Genomic DNA, 16,984 nt, shown 5'->3' with positions numbered 1-16,984 from the left:
ATATGCAGAAGCTTAACACCGTCTACGACATTGGAGCTGCCTTTGAAGCCATAGAAAATGAGCTTATATCTTCCGTGATCCGTAATATGCGCCGGCACAAGTTGGAAGAAATCGACGAAGATAAACAATGGACCATGTGGCAGGCACTGCAGCTGAAATCCCTGGAAAAGTACAAGAAGGACAATCAGAAGAAGTATGGAAAGCAGTTCAAAGATATCAATGCACAGATAAAAACACTGATATCCCTGTCCAGATCTGAAGGCGAGATGGCACAGGAGATTGCAATCCTGGAAGCTATCAGAAATGGATTTCCTGCTAAACGTATTTCCAAAGGGGCAACAGCTGAGTTCTTCAAGGTGAATGACAGAAAGCTGGAAACCCTGATTAACGCTACCATGAACGATATGCAGAAGGCTGAGATTGCTGTCCTTCGAATGGCAAATGACCAGTACCGAAAAGTGATTTACAATGCTCAGGTATATGCAAACACAGGAGCTGGTACCTATGAGAAAGCTGTGGATATGGCTACAGAGGATTTTGTAAAGGCTGGCTTGAATTGCGTGCAGTATGCCAACGGTGCAAGACACGCGCTTGCTGATTATGCGGATATGGCAATCAGAACAGCCAGCAAAAGGGCATACCTGCAAGGAGAAGGCCAGAAGCGCCAGGAATGGGGAATATCTACAGTGATTATGAATAAGCGCGGAAATCCCTGTCCGAAATGCTTGCCTTTTGTGGGAAAAGTGCTGGTTGATGATGTGTGGAGCAATGGTCCGAAGGACGGAAAGTCACCGGTTACCGGAATCAAGTATCCACTTATGAGCAGTGCCATAGCCGCAGGCCTGTACCATCCGCGCTGCAAAGATAGTCACACTACATATTTCGAAGGCATCAGCACCCCGCCAGAGAAGAGCAGGTATACCAAAGCGGAGTTGAATGAACTGGTACGGAAGCAGGAACAGGAAAACAGGCAGCAGTATGCAAAGAGGCAGGAAAAGAAGTTCGGTAGGCTGGCAGATTTTTCCCTGGATCCGGAGAACAAAAAGAAGTATGAGCAGAAACAAAAAGAGTGGAAATCCGTTGCAAATGATGCGGACTCTGCTATAATGATATCAGGAGCCAGGATCACAGATATATTCAGTGAAGAGGCAGAAAACTTTGCCGAGATGTATTACAAAGAGATCAGAAGTTTTTCTACTGACGCAAAGAAAATAGCAAAGAATCTTGGGAAAGAAGAAGCTGACATAGAGAAGATAAAGGCATATCTTTTTGAAGATGAATCATTCTTTGATCCGGATTTAAAGACATACCGCAGATTTGATCCTGATTGCGCCATAGCTCAGAGCTGGCAGAGACTTATGACAGGAAAAGACATTAAGCCACATGACCGCACTTTGATAGAGCATGAGCTTCTCGAGATGAAAATAAAAAGAGAAAATCCTAGTATGGAACACCGGAAAGCACATGAGCTGGCCACTGAAAAATTTGATTACCCGAAGGAGGCATTAGAATATTATGGTAATCTTGAAAAACATAAAAAAGACAAATAATATGATTTCTGCCGACTATTACCCAGAGGGGAAAGAACCCAAAGGTTTTATGAGAATTGAGGATGGAAAAGTTACAGAACATGAAAATGCAAGTTCTTTCGCAGCACCGCATGTCCGGAATGAACTGAAACGTTTGGCGAAAATGGAGAACCCACCAACAGAGAAAACGGTTTTATGGTACTAAATACCACCAGTCAGAAACGGCTAGTGGTATTTTTATACTCAAAAATATCAATACAGTTATAAAAACAATGATAGCACGCCATAAGACGTGTTATTTTTGTGCTTATTTTTAAGAAAGAGAGGATGGAAAATGTTATTTGCAGAAGCATTAAAGATAATGAAAGGTGGAAGGGGAGTAAAACTTCCATCATGGGGAGGATATTGGTGGTGGGATGAAGAATCTCAGACAATCCTTATGTACACAAAAGACGGTGGCTGTATGGACATAAGAGAAACACAGAAAGTTGAGTACACAATTCAGAATATTCTTTCTGACGAATGGATTGTTGCAGATGGTCAGAACTGTCCAATTCTTGGCGGAGAAGCAACATTTTCTTTTGGTGAAGCCATTAAGTATCTGAAAAGGGGCATGAAAGTAGCGAGAAAAGGCTGGAATGGCAAGAAACAGTACATTCAGCTTGCTTCTGGAATTTCTTACAAGACAGCGGACGAACAGATCGTAAATTGCGAGCATGATGCCATTGGAAATATGGCAGTAGCTTTTGTCGGAACATCAGGTGTTCAGATGGGATGGCTTGCATCACAGGCGGATATGTTGGCAGAGGATTGGATTTTTGCAGAATAAAATTGCGCCGGCGCAAGAGGAGGTGGTTATTTGAAGGTGATAGTGCAGCACAACTTCCGTGACAAAGAAAATGACCTGGTTCTTCGTACAGCCGGGGAAGAACTGGAAGTGTCACGGAAAAGAGCAGAGTATCTAGTAAATCTGCAGCTGGTAAAGACCGTTGAAGATCAGAAAGGCGGTGATCCAAAATCTCCCATTGAGGCGCAGGGTTAAGCGTCTTATTTTTACGTCCAAACACGATATGACGCAAAAAGGTGCGTGACCAGTGACACTGATGACAATGGAAGACATAAGAGCGACACTCTCAAAACGGAAAGGAGTCCAGAAATGGAAAATAACAATACAGCAACTCAGAACCCTGATACTCAGCAGACTGCGGCTCAGAGCAATCAGCAGAGTACATCTGCAATTGACTATGGAAAGATTCAGCAGATGCTGGATGGAACACTGGCTGCGAAAGAAGATACAGCCCTGAAAGCCTACTTCAGGCAGCAGGGATTATCACAGCAGGAAGTGGAGCAGGCAATTACCGCATTTAAAGAACAGAAAGCGGCAAATCAGCCGGACGTTATCGGGATGCAGAACCAGATTACAGAAACACAGGCACAGCTTGCCGCATCTCAGAAAGCTGTTCAGGCGGCACAGGTGGAATCAGCAGCCACAATGATGGCAGTTTCCTTGGGAATCGAAGCAAAGACAATTCCATATATCCTTAAAATGGCTGATTTAAGCCAGGTTGTGGGAGAAGATGGAAACATCAATGAGGAAACATTGAAAACAGCTGTAAACAAGGTGCTGGAAGACGTTCCGGCACTGAAACCACAGGCTGATGGAAAGACCGGATTTACCCAGGTAGGAACCGGCGGTAATCCGGCACAGCATCCGCAGCAGACTACTACAAACCAGACAGCAGTGCCAACAAAGCGTTGGAACCGTTGGAACTAAAAAAGAAAGAAGGTATAAGATATGGCATTGAATTATGCAGAACAGTGGAGCCCGGAACTCCTTGAAATCCTGATGCAGGGAACCCTGACCTCTCCATTTGTAACCAGTAATGTTAGATGGCTTGACGCCAAAACTTTTCATTTTACCCAGATGAGTACATCCGGATATAAAAACCACAACAGAAAAGGCGGTTGGAATGTCGGTTCTTATGAACAGAAAGACGTACCGTACACACTGACACATGACCGTGATGTTGAGTTCATGGTAGATAAGGCAGATGTTGATGAGACAAATGCTACAGCTTCTATCCAGAACATTTCCAGAGTGTTCGAACAGACATGGGTGGTTCCGGAAACAGATGCACTGTTTTTCTCCAAAGTTGCCCAGGCAGCCCAGAAGACAGAAGGCTATCACGGATCCACAGCAATTTCCACATATACTAAGGCAAAAGTCTTTGGAATGCTGAAAGATATCCTTGCAAAAGGAAAACTCAGAAGATACAAAGCGAACGGATCCCTGCTCATGTATGTTCGCAGTGAGATCATGGATGCCCTGGAGCAGTCCACAGAGTTCACTCGTAAGATCGAAATGACACAGATCGCAGAAGGCGGTCTTGGCATTGAGACCAGAGTAACAGACATTGATGGGGTGCCGATCATGGAAGTAATCGATGATGAGCGATTCTATGATGCATTTAACTGGGAGCCGGAAAACGGTGGATTTGAACCGCAGAAAAAGGTAACTGCTGGAAGCGGTGTTGAAGCAGTGACAGGTGCGCACAAGATCAACGTACTTGTTGCTTGTGGACAGACCTGTAAGACTGTACCGAAGATCAACAGCATCTATTATTTTGCACCTGGCGCACATACAAAAGGTGACGGATATCTGTATCAGAACAGATCTTTCTCCGATGTATTTGTATTTCCCAATGGCCGTGATGGCAAAATCGACAGCATTTATGTGGATGTTGATACTGCTGAGGTTGGTGCCTGATAAGGGGTGAAAAAATGTCTTATGAACCATATGCAACCCCAGAATACTATACGGATACTTACGGCGGAACCCTGATTTTAGAAAATGACATTGGGAGAGCTCTGCAGATTGCGTCTCGGCACATTGATTCCCTGACCTACAACCGGATTGTAGGCCGGGGATTTTCCAGACTGACACAGTTTCAGCAGGATATCATTCAGGATGTTGTCTGTCAGCAGGCAGATTTTGAAACCGAGAATGCGGACGAGATCAATTCTATACTTTCAAGCTACAGCATCAATGGTGTATCCGCCCAGTTTGGTAGCAGCTGGAACGTATTCACAGACAAAGGTGTGGCAATGAAAAGAGATCTGTATGCACTGTTGTGCCAGACAGGGCTGTGCTACAGATTAGCGAGGTGAGCCATGAAATATCCATGTTTAGTACCCAAAAGGCTTTGCAGGACGGATATCAGCTTAGTGATGGAACAGGAAGGGCGGGATAAATACGGGGAGCCTCTTCCGTGTTTTGAATATTCCGGGAAATGCAATTATCAGGACAAAGCAAAGACGATTTTCACAGTTGACAAGAAATTGGTTCAGATTACCGGATCCGTATTATTCCCGGGAGATATCTGCCCGGAGCTTCCGGTAATATCAGGCGGTACAGCAACCATATTTGGTGTCAAGAGAAAGATCCAGGAAGCCAGGAAAGCAAGAAATCCGGACGGTACCGTAAATTACACGGAGGTGTTTCTGATATGATCAAGGTCAATTCAACCGTCAAACTTAATTTTCCGAAGATCAATCAGCTGACACAGGCACAGGTGGCAGCCCTGGAACAGACTGCAGAAGATTTACATGAAGAAGTTGAGCAGGCACAGGTGTTTCCAAGAGATACTGGTGTATTACAGAATGAGAGTACTTTTGTAGATACATCTGAAAGCAGTCATGGAAAAGTAAGCATTATATCCAGTACACGTTATGCCAGACGCCTGTATTTTCATCCGGAATTTCATTTTAAGAAGGATGAGAACCCGAATGCAAAAGGCAAATGGTATGAAGACTGGCTTCCAGGCGGAAAAAATGTTGATGTTGCAGTGGAAGCATTCAAAGAAAACTACAGGAGGCTGACAGGTTTATGACGTTATCAGATATCAGAGATTATATTGAGACGCTCACACAGGGGTCTGTGTATGTTGGACCAATTCCGGATAAGCCGGAAAAAATGGTTGGGGTTTATAACAGTAAACACCAGCATGAGTATAAGGTGGCAATCGGTGGACCTCAGCTGGAGTCCTATGGCACGAAATACGTCACTTTGCTGGTACATTGGAATAAATCCCAGCGTGAGACCGAAAAAGCAGGAAAAGCCTTGTTTGAAGCTGTCAGAGCCACCAGAAATGCAACTGTAAACGATGAAACTATTAAATTTATCCTGCCAGTCTACGATCTTCAGGATATAGGTGTAGATGATTCCGGCATCTATGAGATGGTTATAGAGCTGGCAGTGATTTTTGAAAAGAAAGGAAATAAGGATGAAGAATAAAATTGTAATGAACCTTCAGCTGTTCGCAGCTTCCAAGACTGGCGTATATCCATGCTACGAGAACCAGTTCCAGATAGACACAGCAGCATCAGGCGGCACTGCTTCACTGAAAAATATTGCAGACTGTGAAACCTTTTCCGTATCTTTTGACAATGGAGTGGAAGAATGGAACCCATTTGACACAGAAGGATGGACCAGACGTTTAATGACATCCAAGAGTATTACAATTTCAGTAACTGCAAAACGTAATGTCGGGGATGCCGGAAATGATTTTGTTGCAGGACTGGCATGGAAGAACGGAAGAAATGCAGAAGCTGATACGCAGTGGACTTTCCCGGATGGCACTGTTGTGAAGTTTACAAAAGCAGTTATCAATGTGAAGAATGTTGGATCCGGAGATTCCACAGCTGTAGCACCTCTTGAATTCGATATCATGAGCAATGGAAAACCGGAGATTACCCCAGCTGCGTAGTAACTGCAGATTTTTGCAAGAAAAAGGAGAAAACAAATGGCAAAATGTATTGATATTACAGACAAATTAAGCTTTGATAAAAATCCTGCCCTGATTATCAAGGGCAGAAAATTCGTGGTAAATGCAGATGCGGGTACCATGCTTGAGATTATGGGCCTGTTCAAGGAAGGTTCTTCCGATACAGAATCAACTATTGCGGCATATGAAAAGCTGTTCAGCGAAAAAGACCGTAATGAGATTAAAAAAATGCGTCTGCCTTTCAAAGATCTTATGATCATTATCCAGACCGCAATGGATCTGATCCAGGGAGAAGAAGACCAGGGAGAGCAGTGACCCGTACTATGATTTGATAGATGATTTTGATTTGATCGTATCATCGTTTCAATCACAGTACGGGTTACGTCTTTCTAAGGAAATTCCTGCAGGGATGCCCTGGGACGAGTTTTCGGACCTTCTGTCCGGAATCGGCCCGGATACAGCCCTTGGCAGGATCGTAGCAATCCGCGCAGAAGAGGATGAAGAGATCTTAAAGCATTTCACCCCGGAACAGCGCCGGATCCGCCGCGAATGGAGAAATAAACAGGCTATGAAGGTCTCAGAGGAAGACAGAGATAAATTCCTGGAAGCTATGAAACAGGCATTTATTGATATGGCAGGAGGTGCGAATGAATAAAAACAAGGTAAAATGCCCCTTCTGCGGACACGAACAGAAAGTACAGTACACCTCGGATGCAAAATGCCGGGGTGTTTTCATCCGGTGCCAGGGGCGCCATTGTAAAAAAGAATTTGAAATAAAGATTAACCGGGACAAGTAGTGCCATGTGCCGATGTCCTCATGATAGAGGCAGGTGGCATATATGGCAACAAGTGTTGGACAGATCGGGCTTGACCTGGTCGTTAATCAGAATCGGTTTCAGTCGCAGATGCGCGGCATTGAATCTCTGGCAAAGAAAGCCGGTGCAACTCTTGCAGCAGCATTTGGCGTTAAAAAGCTGATAGATTTTGGAAAGTCATGCCTGGAGCTTGGCTCAGATCTGGCAGAGGTTCAGAACGTTGTAGACGTTACATTTCCGAACATGACTGCACAGGTTGATAAATTTGCCAAGAGTGCAGCCCAGAGCTTTGGGCTTTCTGAGACCATGGCAAAGCAGTTCACCGGTACCTTCGGGGCAATGGCGAAAGCCTTTGGATTTTCCGAGGAACAGGCTTATAACATGGGCTCCAGCCTTACCAAGCTGGCAGGTGATGTGGCGTCTTTCTATAATCTGTCACAGGATGAAGCATACACCAAGCTGAAATCCGTTTTCACAGGCGAAACGGAATCTTTGAAAGATCTTGGCGTAGTCATGACTCAGACTGCCCTTGACAGTTATGCGCTGGCAAACGGTTTCGGGAAGACAACGGCAAAAATGTCAGAAGCTGAAAAGGTTGCGCTAAGGTATTCCTTCGTACAAAACCAGCTGGCAGCAGCCCAGGGGGATTTTGCGAGGACCTCAGGATCCTGGGCAAACCAGGTAAGGATCCTTACTCTGCAGTTTGATTCCCTGAAGGCTACGATTGGCCAGGGACTGATAAATCTTTTCACTCCGGTTATCAGAGTGATCAACACGGTAATTGGAAAGCTGATCACTCTGGCAAACGCCTTTAAATCGTTTACAGAGCTGATTACCGGTCAGAAATCCAGTAACAGTGCTTCCGGACAGATTTCAGCTATCGGAAGTGCGGCAGCAGGCGCAAGCACGGGAATGGACGATGCAGCCAGTTCAGCAGATAATCTTTCCAGTGCAAATAATGGCGTTGCCAAATCCGCCCAGAAAGCAGCTGAGAAAATGCGTGCCCTCATGGGGTTTGACCAGGTGAATAAGCTGGACAGCCAGACAGACAGTACCAGCTCCACACCTTCTTCCGGAAGAGGAACAGGAACTGGGGGAGCAGGTGGAGCTGGAATTGATTTCGGCAGTCTTGCCCAGGGTGAAACTGTTGTAGATAAAACGGACAAACAGTTTACAAAAATGTTCCAGAATATCAAGAAGCTGTGTGATCCTGCTACACAGTCTTTAAAAAGGCTGTGGAATGAAGGCCTTGCGAGGCTTGGAAAATTTACATTTAACTCTCTGAAAGATTTCTGGAAGAATTTCCTTGTACCAGTTGGAAAATGGACCCTTGGCACAGGTATCCCACGCTTTATAGATGCCCTGAATAACGGACTGATGAAAGTCAACTTCGACAAGATCCGGAGCAGTCTAAATGGATTGTGGAAAGCCATTGCCCCATTTACTATTCATGTAGGGGAAGGACTCCTGTGGTTCTGGGAAAATGTTCTGGTGCCATTGGAAACATGGACAGCGAATGAAGTGGTTCCAAGATTCCTGGAAACCATGTCCGGTGTTATCAGCGTGTTTAATGGTATACTTGCAGCCCTACAGCCTCTATTCCAGTGGTTCTGGGATAGTGTACTGCAGCCAATAGCGCAGTGGACCGGCGGTGTTTTTGGGGCAATCTGGGACAGGATTAATGGAGTCTTGAAAACCTTCTCAGACTGGTGCGCAGCCAATCCGGGAGTGATTCAGACGATAGCAACGGTTATAGCCTCATTCTTCGCTGCCTGGAAGATAAGTGAATTTATCGCAAATGCAGCTGGCTTTATTACAACGATAGTTAATGTTGTAAGCTCCATTAAAAGTATTTCAGGTGCGGTAGCTCTTGTGAAGACAGGAGTCGAAGCACTGGTTGGAGCACTTGGAGGTCCGCTGGTAATCGGGATTGCTGCCGCAATAGTAGCTGGAATCCTGCTATATAAGAACTGGGATACTATCTGTGAGTATGCTGCTAAATTAAGGGACTGGGTGGTTGAAAAAACAACTCAGCTTCGCGATGGAGCCGTGAAAGCATTTGAAACATTAAGAGATAATGTGAAAAATGCAGTAAAAGCACTGCGAGATGATATAAAAGAAAAATGGGATTGGATTCAGGAAAAATTATCCCAGTTTTCCAAATGGCTTGGTTCAATATTCAAGACGGCCTGGACCAATAACTTTGGAATTTTTGGAAACGTTCTAAAAGGATTTCTGAAAAGCGCCAAAGATGTTATCCGGGATGTAAAGCAGATATTTAACGGATTCAATGATTTTATATCTGGAGTATTTTCTGGCAACTGGCAGAAAGCATGGACGGGAATTAAAAGTATTTTTGTTGGAGTGTTCAGAGGGCTTTCTAATATTGCCAAAACACCTATTAACGCTATTATTGGCGGATTTAACAGTGTTCTGGGAACTGTAAACGGACTTATTAATAAAGTAAACAATATCCGCTTTAAAATCACTGTCCCAGACTGGATTCCTGGGATTGGAGGAAACTGGTGGGGCTTTAACGGCTTTAGCATTCCAACTATAGGAACGATTCCAATGCTTGCCAATGGTGGTTTCGTAAAAGCTAACACGCCCCAGCTTGCAATGATTGGTGATAACCGGCACCAGGGAGAGATTGTTTCTCCGGAGGACAAGCTTCAGGAAATGGCATTAAAGGCAGCGGCTCTGGCAGCAGGTGGTGCAAATGATGCTGAACTGCTGGCAGTTCTGAAACAGATCCTGGCGTTTTTGCAGAATACGCCGATTGTTGCGTTGGATCCGGAATCACTAAGAAAATATTTTATCCGAAAAACCAACCAGAACACAAAAGCAACCGGAAAACCAGAACTGCTTGTGTAAGGAGGCATTATGGCAAAGAAAATATTGTGGTCAGGGAGTACGGTGCTCCCCTCTCCGGTATCGATATCTGTAAATGATCAGATTATCTGGAGTGCGAACACGGGCCGTAGTGCTTCCGGAAGCATGATCGGTGATGTGGTTGCAGAAAAGAAAGATGTAGCTATAAAGTGGGGGATTCTCACAGAAGCAGAGCTTGCAGCTATAAAAAAGATTATGGTTGCAGGCTTTTTTCCTATCTCTTTTCATGATGATGGGATAGATTTGACGATTACCACATATCGGGGAACCCTGACCAAAGAGGTTCTGGGGTATATCGGAGATGGGATTTTTTATTATAAATCAGCATCAGTGAGTATCATTCAAAAATAGGAGGAAACCAAAATGTTAAAAGGAACAAAATCAGTATCCATGAATTTCAACAGCATGATCAATGACAGACCTGTTGTGTACATGTCTGCACAGATCCCGGAAGCTGGGAACGCAAGCACCAGTATTACCGTCCAGGATCGTGACTTGTATGAGACAAACAAGACAGAGTGCAGAAAAGATATTGAAGCATTTAACCAGTTAGTCTATGCGGCTGAGGACGAGCGTGTAACAGGAGGTACTGCAGATGAAACTGAAAAATAAAGATATATTAAATTTTGTCAATGGCTGTGCTTCCTTAAGGGAGAAGCGGCTGCCGGTAAAGCTTGGATATGCGATCAAAAAGAACCTGGCAGCAGTCAGTGATGCAGCCAATGCCTATGATGCAGAGCGTCAGGAACTGCTTGAGAAATACGCGGCAAAAGGTGAGGATGGAAAGTTCCTGGTTGAGAATGGGCAGTATTCCATCGAGGACAAAGAGGGCTTTGCAAAAGACCTGGATGAGCTCCTGGCGATTGAGACAGAGGTTGGTATCCATACTGTTTCTGAGGAAGAGATTGAGAAATGTGACGATCCACGTTATGATGCCCTGACAGTGGCTGACCTGGAAACACTTGAGATCATGACTGAGTAGGAGGTGGTCCTGTGTATCAGTCTTCAGAAGCTTTTGGAAACCTGGTACTACAGGATTCCCGAACTTTTAAAGCACTCATCACCTATGATGATGTATCTATAACAAATGCGAAAAGCATTAAGTTTACTGGCGGAGCAGAAGGGGAGGATGATTTTTCCCTTGGCTCCACAGTGAGCCAGTACGTTACCATCATAATTCCGGATCCGGGAAAAGCCATTGAGGGGCATGAGCTCCTGGTCCAGATCGGAATGGAAGTGAATGGTCTGGTGGAATACATCCCCATGGGATATTTCACGCCTGGAAAACCATCCAGAAATGAAGAACAGATTGAGTTTACAGCCTATGACCGGATGATGAAAACAGAGCGTGCATTCTCCATGGACGGAGACAGTACGGATACGGCGGCTGTTCTGAAAAGGATCCAGGAAATCACAGGTGTGATGGTTGTAACAGATGGTCTTTCCGGCATTTCCATGAAAGTTCCGAAAGGTTACAGCTGCAGGGAGGTCCTTTCTTACGTAGCACAGCTTCATGGCTGTTTTGCAGTATGTAACAGAAACGGACAGATTGAACTGCACAGCTACGTGGACAGCGGGTATACGGTCAGCACTGGCAGATACTGGGATTCTTTTGAACACAACGATTACCTGTTCCAGGTGGAAAAGCTTACCTGTTACACTGGCCAGGACGAAGAGGGGAAAGATGTTTCTGTTTCATCCGGAGACGGACCAAGGGCAGTGATCTTTTCCAATCCGTTTATGACACAGGATACCCTGGACAAAGTGATGGATTCCCTGAAAGGTTTTTCCTATATGCCAGGCTCCCTACGGATGATGGGAGACCCACGGCTGGATCCGTGGGACGTCCTCACCGTGGAAGACAGGAAAGGGGGCTCCTACAAGGTCCCGCTGATGAAACTGGAAAGGGAGTATGATGGTGGCTTTACGGATTCTGTGGAGGCTGTGGGATTATCAGAAGATGAGACAAATGCGAACTGGAAAGGCCCCACTACAAAAGAAATGGAGCGGTATTATGCGCAGCTTGTGATGATCGATCACGCAATGATCAATAAGCTGGATGTGGATACTGCCAATTTGAAATTTGCAACAATCCAGAATCTGAATGCGGTCAATGCGACGGTACAGAACCTGGATGCAGAGTTTGGAAGCTTCAGGGATCTGACTGCTACAAATTTTACTGCCGCCAATGCAAAGATCAATATCCTGGATTCCAGTTATGCCAATATCAAAACGCTGCTTGCAGGTGGTGCCGGTGTGGGGGATTTGCAGAACATCCACCTTACTTCCCAGAATGCTGTGATTGACTCTGCACTGATCAGAACTGCAGTTATGCAGACGGTCTCAGTTGGGGATCTTTTAAGCGGTACCATTTCCACCAATAAATTTATGATCACATCTGACGATGGCGGGATTAAGATCCAGGGGGCAACCCAGCAGTGGAGGGACACAGACGGAACTGTCCGGATGCAGGCTGGCAGGGATGCAAACGGTGATTTTACCTTTTCCCTGTTCGATAAGACCGGAAAAGGGATTCTGCTGGATGCCACAGGTGTGAAAGAAGGAGCTATTGCAGATGGTCTGATCGTCAATAAGATGGTAGCGGATAACGCATCCATTGCCGGCACTAAGCTGGATATCCCTTCGGTGGTGTCGGCTATCAACGGCAGCTCCCAGAGCATCAAGAGCAGCCGGATTTGGTTTGACGATCAGAATCAGAGCCTGAACCAGTTATACAGCCAGATGAATACCAACATTGTCAGTGCTTCTACGACTGCATCCAATGCCGCCAGTACCGCAAATGCCGCCAGCAACACAGCAAATGCAGCTTCTGACGCGGCGAAGAAAGCCCTGGACACTTTGTCCGGGATTTCTACCCTGGATGCAATCGGGGCTTCCCTGGACAATGATGCGCATGTGGTCCATACCTATACGGATGGTTCCGGTGGGGATTACAGCAGCTGTCATACCACTTTTTCCGTGTATCTGGGTGATACGGATGTTTCCGATCACATTGACCAGATTACGGTGAAAGCTTCTGAAGGAGTAAGCGGTACCTGGAACCCGAAAACGAGAACGTACCAGGTCACAGCAATGACTTCTGACAACGGCTACGTGGATATTTCGGGGCTTTACGGACTGGAAGGGAAAGTTCTCCTGGTCGGTGGAAAAGGGCTTGTTGTAGGCGGTAAAACGCTTGTTGTAAAGTCAATGGGCTCCTGGATCACCAAGAGATTTTCCATCAGTAAGGCAAAGGACGGGAAGATTGGTCTCAGCTATGACCTCCGAGTCAGCAGCCAGGTGATCCGGAAACAAAAGGACGGAAAGACTCTGGTTCCGAAAAGCGTGACTTTCTCAGCATTTAAGAATGACAATGGAATCATCAGCAGTTATTCCGGAATTTTTCAGATCGAGGAATCAAAAGACAATGGAAAGACCTATGTTTTGAAGTATGGTTCTTTATCTGCTGAGATCATGAAGATATACGCTCCCTCCGAAGCTGACGTGAACATAATCCGCTGTACTTTATATGATGCGTCCGGAGCCCAGAATCTGGATACCCAGACCGTCATGCTCCTTGCGGATGCGGAAGGCCTGGCTGATGATATCAAAGCCGCTCAGAAGACCGCAGACCAGGCAAAAGCTGCCATTGTCACGACAAACCAGAAAGTAGCCAACATTGAGACAAGCGTGGATGGTTTGAAGATGAATCTGTCCGAGACAACTACAGACCTACACGGTCTGGTGGGAAATTCGCTTCTGTACAATGTCCGCTATCATGACAACGAAGACGGCACCACAACAGTGACTGCAGTTGTGTACCAGAATGGAAGAGAGGTCACAAAGAATTATCCGGCAGCATGGTTTTCCTGGCGTAAAAAGACTGAAAGCGGTGAGAGCTTCCTGGGATACGGCTACAGTATCAAAGTAAAGAATGAAGATTACATGTTTGGCGGTGTGGTGATCGGACGATTTACCACATACAAGACTGCAGCGCTCATAGTAGGCGGCAAACTCCTTGTGATCGGAGGGAAAGCTGTCAATCTGAATGTAGATGCGGTATGAAGAAAGGAGATTAAGCTATGGCATTACCACAAGACGGCCAGGACGCAAACGGCCTCACAAAAGTAACACAGATTCCCGCAGGGAAAGAATTGATGTTCATCGATCCCACCACGAATGAGGGTGGGATTATTACATTGGAGGATTTGACGAAGCAGATTTTGAATGGATTGACCTCACAAACCTTCGGTTTAGACAGCGGAACCCAGACGCTACCGGCAGCCATTAACTATTTATATGGCAACTCCTTTAGAATCTCAAATAATAATTCGTCTTCACGCACAATAACGATTCATAGAACTTCCAAAAACAAACGTATTCCACATTGCGCATTACTATATTTTACCAACGATTGCATTGCATTGATCAATATGGATATGGCGAACGATGTAGTGGAAGCCACAAAAGTATATTCTATATGCGGCCCAGATACTCCTACTGCATCTATTAGCAATGGAGACCTAAAAATATCAATTAAGTCATGGAGAAACGTCACTCTGATTATGCCAGGGAACGAATTTTCAGCAACTTTGTCTGACTAAAATAGTAAGCCTTTGATTTCTGCAAGAGAAACAATCCGTTACAATGGCGATGATTCAGTAATGAAATTCACTATTTTAATAAATACGAAACGGAAAAATAGATTCTAACACCTTTCAGTGAATATTTTCCGAACACTACAATGTCACCATTTGGGGATATTGAAAGTTCTATAATTTCCTTTGGATTGTAGGAATATCCAAGAGCATGAAAGGCAAACGCTGGTCTATATTTTTCTCTCAGCTTGCATAAAACAGTTCCCTCACTCACATCAATGTTATTTGTAATGATGTCGAATGATAATGTTGATGCAGTTCTTGTATGATTTGCTGAAAAGATAAGCGAACGTTCTGTCAATATATCACCGTCATGCAACGATGCGTTATTGCCATATTATATAGTCAGCACTTTGTAGGGTAGACCTTCCTGGTACCAGAAAATATAATGGAATCAGGAAGGGAGGTATTCATTTATGACCGAAAAATTGATTCAAAATGTAATTGTAGCAATGCAGGATAGCCTTACTGACGAACAGCTTCAGAAACTGGAAAACGTTCTTGCAATCAATCTTCATGGGATGGAAGTGAGAGAGGAGTGCACACAGTTGGTTACTTCGGAACGACACTGGGAGCGAATTCTAAAGCTGTACATAGCTAGTAAGCGTTTGGAAAACTGCGCCGAATCTACACTACTGGCGTACAATCGGTGCATTACACTACTATTTCAGGGAATTAATAAGAAAATTCACGAAATAACTACCAATGATCTTAGGTACTATTTGGCTGTATACCAGGAACAGAGGAAAATTTCGTTGGCTTACCTTGAAACTTTGCGGCACAATATCAGCGGATTCTTCAGCTGGGCTACGGATGAAGGCTACATAAACAGGAATCCAGCCAGAAGATTAAAACGTGTAAAAGTGCCGCAGAAAATCAAGAAACCTTACACTGCAGAAGAGCGGGAACATCTTAAAGATGTAGCGAAAACGGAAAGAGATGTGGCAATCATGGAGCTCTTATACAGTACGGCTGGGCGTATTGGCGAAGTGGTAGCTCTTAATCGTGATGATGTAGATTTTGTAAACAGAGAAATAATCATTTACGGTCAAAAGGGTAAGAAGGAGCGTAAAGTGTATCTTACAGAAGGTTGTGTTTATCATCTTAAGAAATATCTGGAGAGTAGAGACGATAACAATCCGGCATTGTTTGTGAGAGGAAGGAAGCCGTATAATCGCCTGGGAAGGCAGGCAATACAAGACATGCTCCGGAAACTTGGAGCGGAAGCAGGAGTACATGCGCATCCTCATAAATTTAGAAGAACATTACTTACGGATGCAGGTGCCAGAGGTGTGCCATTACAAGAAATCCAAGCTTATGCTGGGCACGCAAAGTCGGACACAACAATGCTGTACGTAAGTGTTAAACAGGAATCAGTAAAAGCATCCTTTATGCGTCTGATCGCATAGGAAAAGGAAAAAATAAATGTTGGAAAAGCCAGCTGAAAAGGTGGCTCGGGGAAGTGCGGCCTTTGGGAAAACGATTGTATTTTTGAGGGAAAAAGGAGCTTGCGTATAATATGGCAAATTAAAGCCTTATTATTCAGGCTCAATTACTTCTTCATCTACATCAGTATCAATGCCTTATGGAATATATCTCGTAGCCACATATCGAACAGGTGGGTATAAAATAAGTTCAGTATCTATATTAAATATCCAAATACAAAACGGTTCTTTTATTGAAATTCTTGCAAAGGGTATTGATTTTGATGATTCAATTAAATTTGAATGTGCTGAGCACGAGTTCTTGTTTCAATATAAACTAACAATCGATGGTGCAGCTGGAATAAGAATATATAAGCTTTAAGAACTTTTTGCATCCCAGGTAAAAACATAATTTTAGTCAAAAAGGAGAACGGTAACCGTTCTTCAAAATGTAGCAACGGTTCTCTCGGTTATTCGTATAAATAATTATTTTAAAGTATAGCATGAAATTTATTTTATGAAATTGATATTACATTGTTAATTATATTAGCTCGGATAGTAAAGACACAATTTGCATTCTATAGTGTCCTGGTTGGTAAGCCATTACAACACGTCCATATTTATATCCAATACCATTGAAATCTTTTATGGAATCATTCGTTGGTGTGGTGGTTATTTTGGCTTTGCCATTTTTGAGAACTTCCATTAAAAAATGGCTTACTATTTTATCAACAAATCATTATTGAATGAATATATGCCTATACAATTAGCTTCATTACCTGAATTAATATTTTTTATAGTTACTGTTAAATAGTCAGAAGACAACTTGGTTTCTAATCGATCCGGTTCTTCTTGTATTTTAGTTAGATATCCGTTTGAGTA

General features: G+C 44.2%; 21 protein-coding genes. All 21 read left to right on the top strand.

Features of this window, described 5'->3' with window-relative positions; all coding sequences use genetic code 11:
* The first annotated feature begins 2 nt into the window (after nucleotides 1-2).
* The 21 genes from LIQ05_RS08890 to LIQ05_RS08790 all read left to right on the top strand — a co-directional run bounded on the left by LIQ05_RS08890 (nucleotide 3) and on the right by LIQ05_RS08790 (nucleotide 16,087).
* Nucleotides 3-1,550, top strand: a complete 1,548-nt coding sequence (locus LIQ05_RS08890) for a phage minor capsid protein (RefSeq protein ID WP_226820009.1) — start codon at nucleotides 3-5, stop codon at nucleotides 1,548-1,550.
* Nucleotides 1,516-1,734, top strand: coding sequence for a hypothetical protein (locus LIQ05_RS08885; protein WP_118581677.1), 219 nt, complete (start codon nucleotides 1,516-1,518; stop codon nucleotides 1,732-1,734). The genes LIQ05_RS08890 and LIQ05_RS08885 overlap by 35 nt, the downstream gene beginning before the upstream one ends.
* A gap of 129 nt (nucleotides 1,735-1,863) precedes the next feature.
* Nucleotides 1,864-2,358, top strand: coding sequence for a DUF2829 domain-containing protein (locus LIQ05_RS08880; protein ID WP_226820007.1), 495 nt, complete (start codon nucleotides 1,864-1,866; stop codon nucleotides 2,356-2,358).
* Between the two features lie 30 nt (nucleotides 2,359-2,388).
* Complete coding sequence (locus tag LIQ05_RS08875; RefSeq protein WP_226820005.1) at nucleotides 2,389-2,571, top strand: hypothetical protein; 183 nt, start codon at nucleotides 2,389-2,391, stop codon at nucleotides 2,569-2,571.
* Nucleotides 2,572-2,685: 114 nt separating this feature from the next.
* Nucleotides 2,686-3,303, top strand: coding sequence for a hypothetical protein (locus LIQ05_RS08870; RefSeq protein WP_226820003.1), 618 nt, complete (start codon nucleotides 2,686-2,688; stop codon nucleotides 3,301-3,303).
* Between the two features lie 21 nt (nucleotides 3,304-3,324).
* Nucleotides 3,325-4,296 (top strand): phage capsid protein, encoded by a 972-nt coding sequence (locus LIQ05_RS08865; protein ID WP_226820001.1) that lies wholly within the window; start codon nucleotides 3,325-3,327, stop codon nucleotides 4,294-4,296.
* 14 nt (nucleotides 4,297-4,310) lie between these two features.
* Nucleotides 4,311-4,697, top strand: a complete 387-nt coding sequence (locus tag LIQ05_RS08860; protein ID WP_226819999.1) for a hypothetical protein — start codon at nucleotides 4,311-4,313, stop codon at nucleotides 4,695-4,697.
* Nucleotides 4,698-4,700: 3 nt separating this feature from the next.
* Nucleotides 4,701-5,039: a hypothetical protein gene (locus tag LIQ05_RS08855; protein WP_226819998.1), complete on the top strand. Its 339-nt coding sequence runs from the start codon at nucleotides 4,701-4,703 to the stop codon at nucleotides 5,037-5,039.
* Nucleotides 5,036-5,419, top strand: a complete 384-nt coding sequence (locus LIQ05_RS08850) for a minor capsid protein (RefSeq protein WP_226819996.1) — start codon at nucleotides 5,036-5,038, stop codon at nucleotides 5,417-5,419. Before LIQ05_RS08855 ends, LIQ05_RS08850 begins: the two co-directional genes overlap by 4 nt.
* Entirely contained in the window at nucleotides 5,416-5,823 is a 408-nt protein-coding gene (locus LIQ05_RS08845; protein WP_226819994.1) for a phage tail terminator protein, read from the top strand. The genes LIQ05_RS08850 and LIQ05_RS08845 overlap by 4 nt, the downstream gene beginning before the upstream one ends.
* Nucleotides 5,813-6,295 carry a phage tail tube protein gene (locus LIQ05_RS08840; RefSeq protein ID WP_226819992.1) on the top strand — a complete coding sequence of 161 codons (483 nt, stop codon included), beginning with the start codon at nucleotides 5,813-5,815 and terminating at the stop codon, nucleotides 6,293-6,295. The genes LIQ05_RS08845 and LIQ05_RS08840 overlap by 11 nt, the downstream gene beginning before the upstream one ends.
* Nucleotides 6,296-6,331: 36 nt before the next feature.
* Complete coding sequence (locus tag LIQ05_RS08835) at nucleotides 6,332-6,628, top strand: hypothetical protein (RefSeq protein ID WP_226815805.1); 297 nt, start codon at nucleotides 6,332-6,334, stop codon at nucleotides 6,626-6,628.
* Nucleotides 6,629-6,641: 13 nt separating this feature from the next.
* On the top strand, nucleotides 6,642-6,968 hold the full coding sequence (locus tag LIQ05_RS08830; RefSeq protein WP_226819990.1) for a Gp15 family bacteriophage protein: 327 nt from the start codon (nucleotides 6,642-6,644) through the stop codon (nucleotides 6,966-6,968).
* On the top strand, nucleotides 6,961-7,110 hold the full coding sequence (locus LIQ05_RS08825) for a hypothetical protein (protein ID WP_226819988.1): 150 nt from the start codon (nucleotides 6,961-6,963) through the stop codon (nucleotides 7,108-7,110). Before LIQ05_RS08830 ends, LIQ05_RS08825 begins: the two co-directional genes overlap by 8 nt.
* Nucleotides 7,111-7,152: 42 nt before the next feature.
* The gene (locus LIQ05_RS08820; protein WP_226819986.1) at nucleotides 7,153-10,002 is read left to right on the top strand and encodes a hypothetical protein; all 2,850 of its coding nucleotides are present in this window, start codon (nucleotides 7,153-7,155) and stop codon (nucleotides 10,000-10,002) included.
* 9 nt (nucleotides 10,003-10,011) lie between these two features.
* The gene (locus tag LIQ05_RS08815; RefSeq protein WP_226819984.1) at nucleotides 10,012-10,371 is read left to right on the top strand and encodes a hypothetical protein; all 360 of its coding nucleotides are present in this window, start codon (nucleotides 10,012-10,014) and stop codon (nucleotides 10,369-10,371) included.
* Between the two features lie 12 nt (nucleotides 10,372-10,383).
* The gene (locus tag LIQ05_RS08810) at nucleotides 10,384-10,632 is read left to right on the top strand and encodes a hypothetical protein (RefSeq protein WP_195699448.1); all 249 of its coding nucleotides are present in this window, start codon (nucleotides 10,384-10,386) and stop codon (nucleotides 10,630-10,632) included.
* The gene (locus tag LIQ05_RS08805) at nucleotides 10,616-11,002 is read left to right on the top strand and encodes a hypothetical protein (RefSeq protein ID WP_173771855.1); all 387 of its coding nucleotides are present in this window, start codon (nucleotides 10,616-10,618) and stop codon (nucleotides 11,000-11,002) included. Before LIQ05_RS08810 ends, LIQ05_RS08805 begins: the two co-directional genes overlap by 17 nt.
* 11 nt (nucleotides 11,003-11,013) lie before the next feature.
* On the top strand, nucleotides 11,014-14,085 hold the full coding sequence (locus tag LIQ05_RS08800; protein ID WP_226819982.1) for a hypothetical protein: 3,072 nt from the start codon (nucleotides 11,014-11,016) through the stop codon (nucleotides 14,083-14,085).
* A 17-nt stretch (nucleotides 14,086-14,102) separates the two neighbouring features.
* The gene (locus tag LIQ05_RS08795) at nucleotides 14,103-14,624 is read left to right on the top strand and encodes a hypothetical protein (protein WP_226819980.1); all 522 of its coding nucleotides are present in this window, start codon (nucleotides 14,103-14,105) and stop codon (nucleotides 14,622-14,624) included.
* Nucleotides 14,625-15,094: 470 nt separating this feature from the next.
* On the top strand, nucleotides 15,095-16,087 hold the full coding sequence (locus LIQ05_RS08790) for a tyrosine-type recombinase/integrase (RefSeq protein WP_195699444.1): 993 nt from the start codon (nucleotides 15,095-15,097) through the stop codon (nucleotides 16,085-16,087).
* Nucleotides 16,088-16,984 lie beyond the last annotated feature (897 nt).

The organism is Blautia glucerasea (assembly GCF_020537505.1).
Lineage (GTDB): Bacteria > Bacillota > Clostridia > Lachnospirales > Lachnospiraceae > Blautia_A.
The sequence above is the reverse complement of the archived record's forward strand: the minus strand, read 5'-3'. Positions and strand labels throughout refer to the sequence as shown.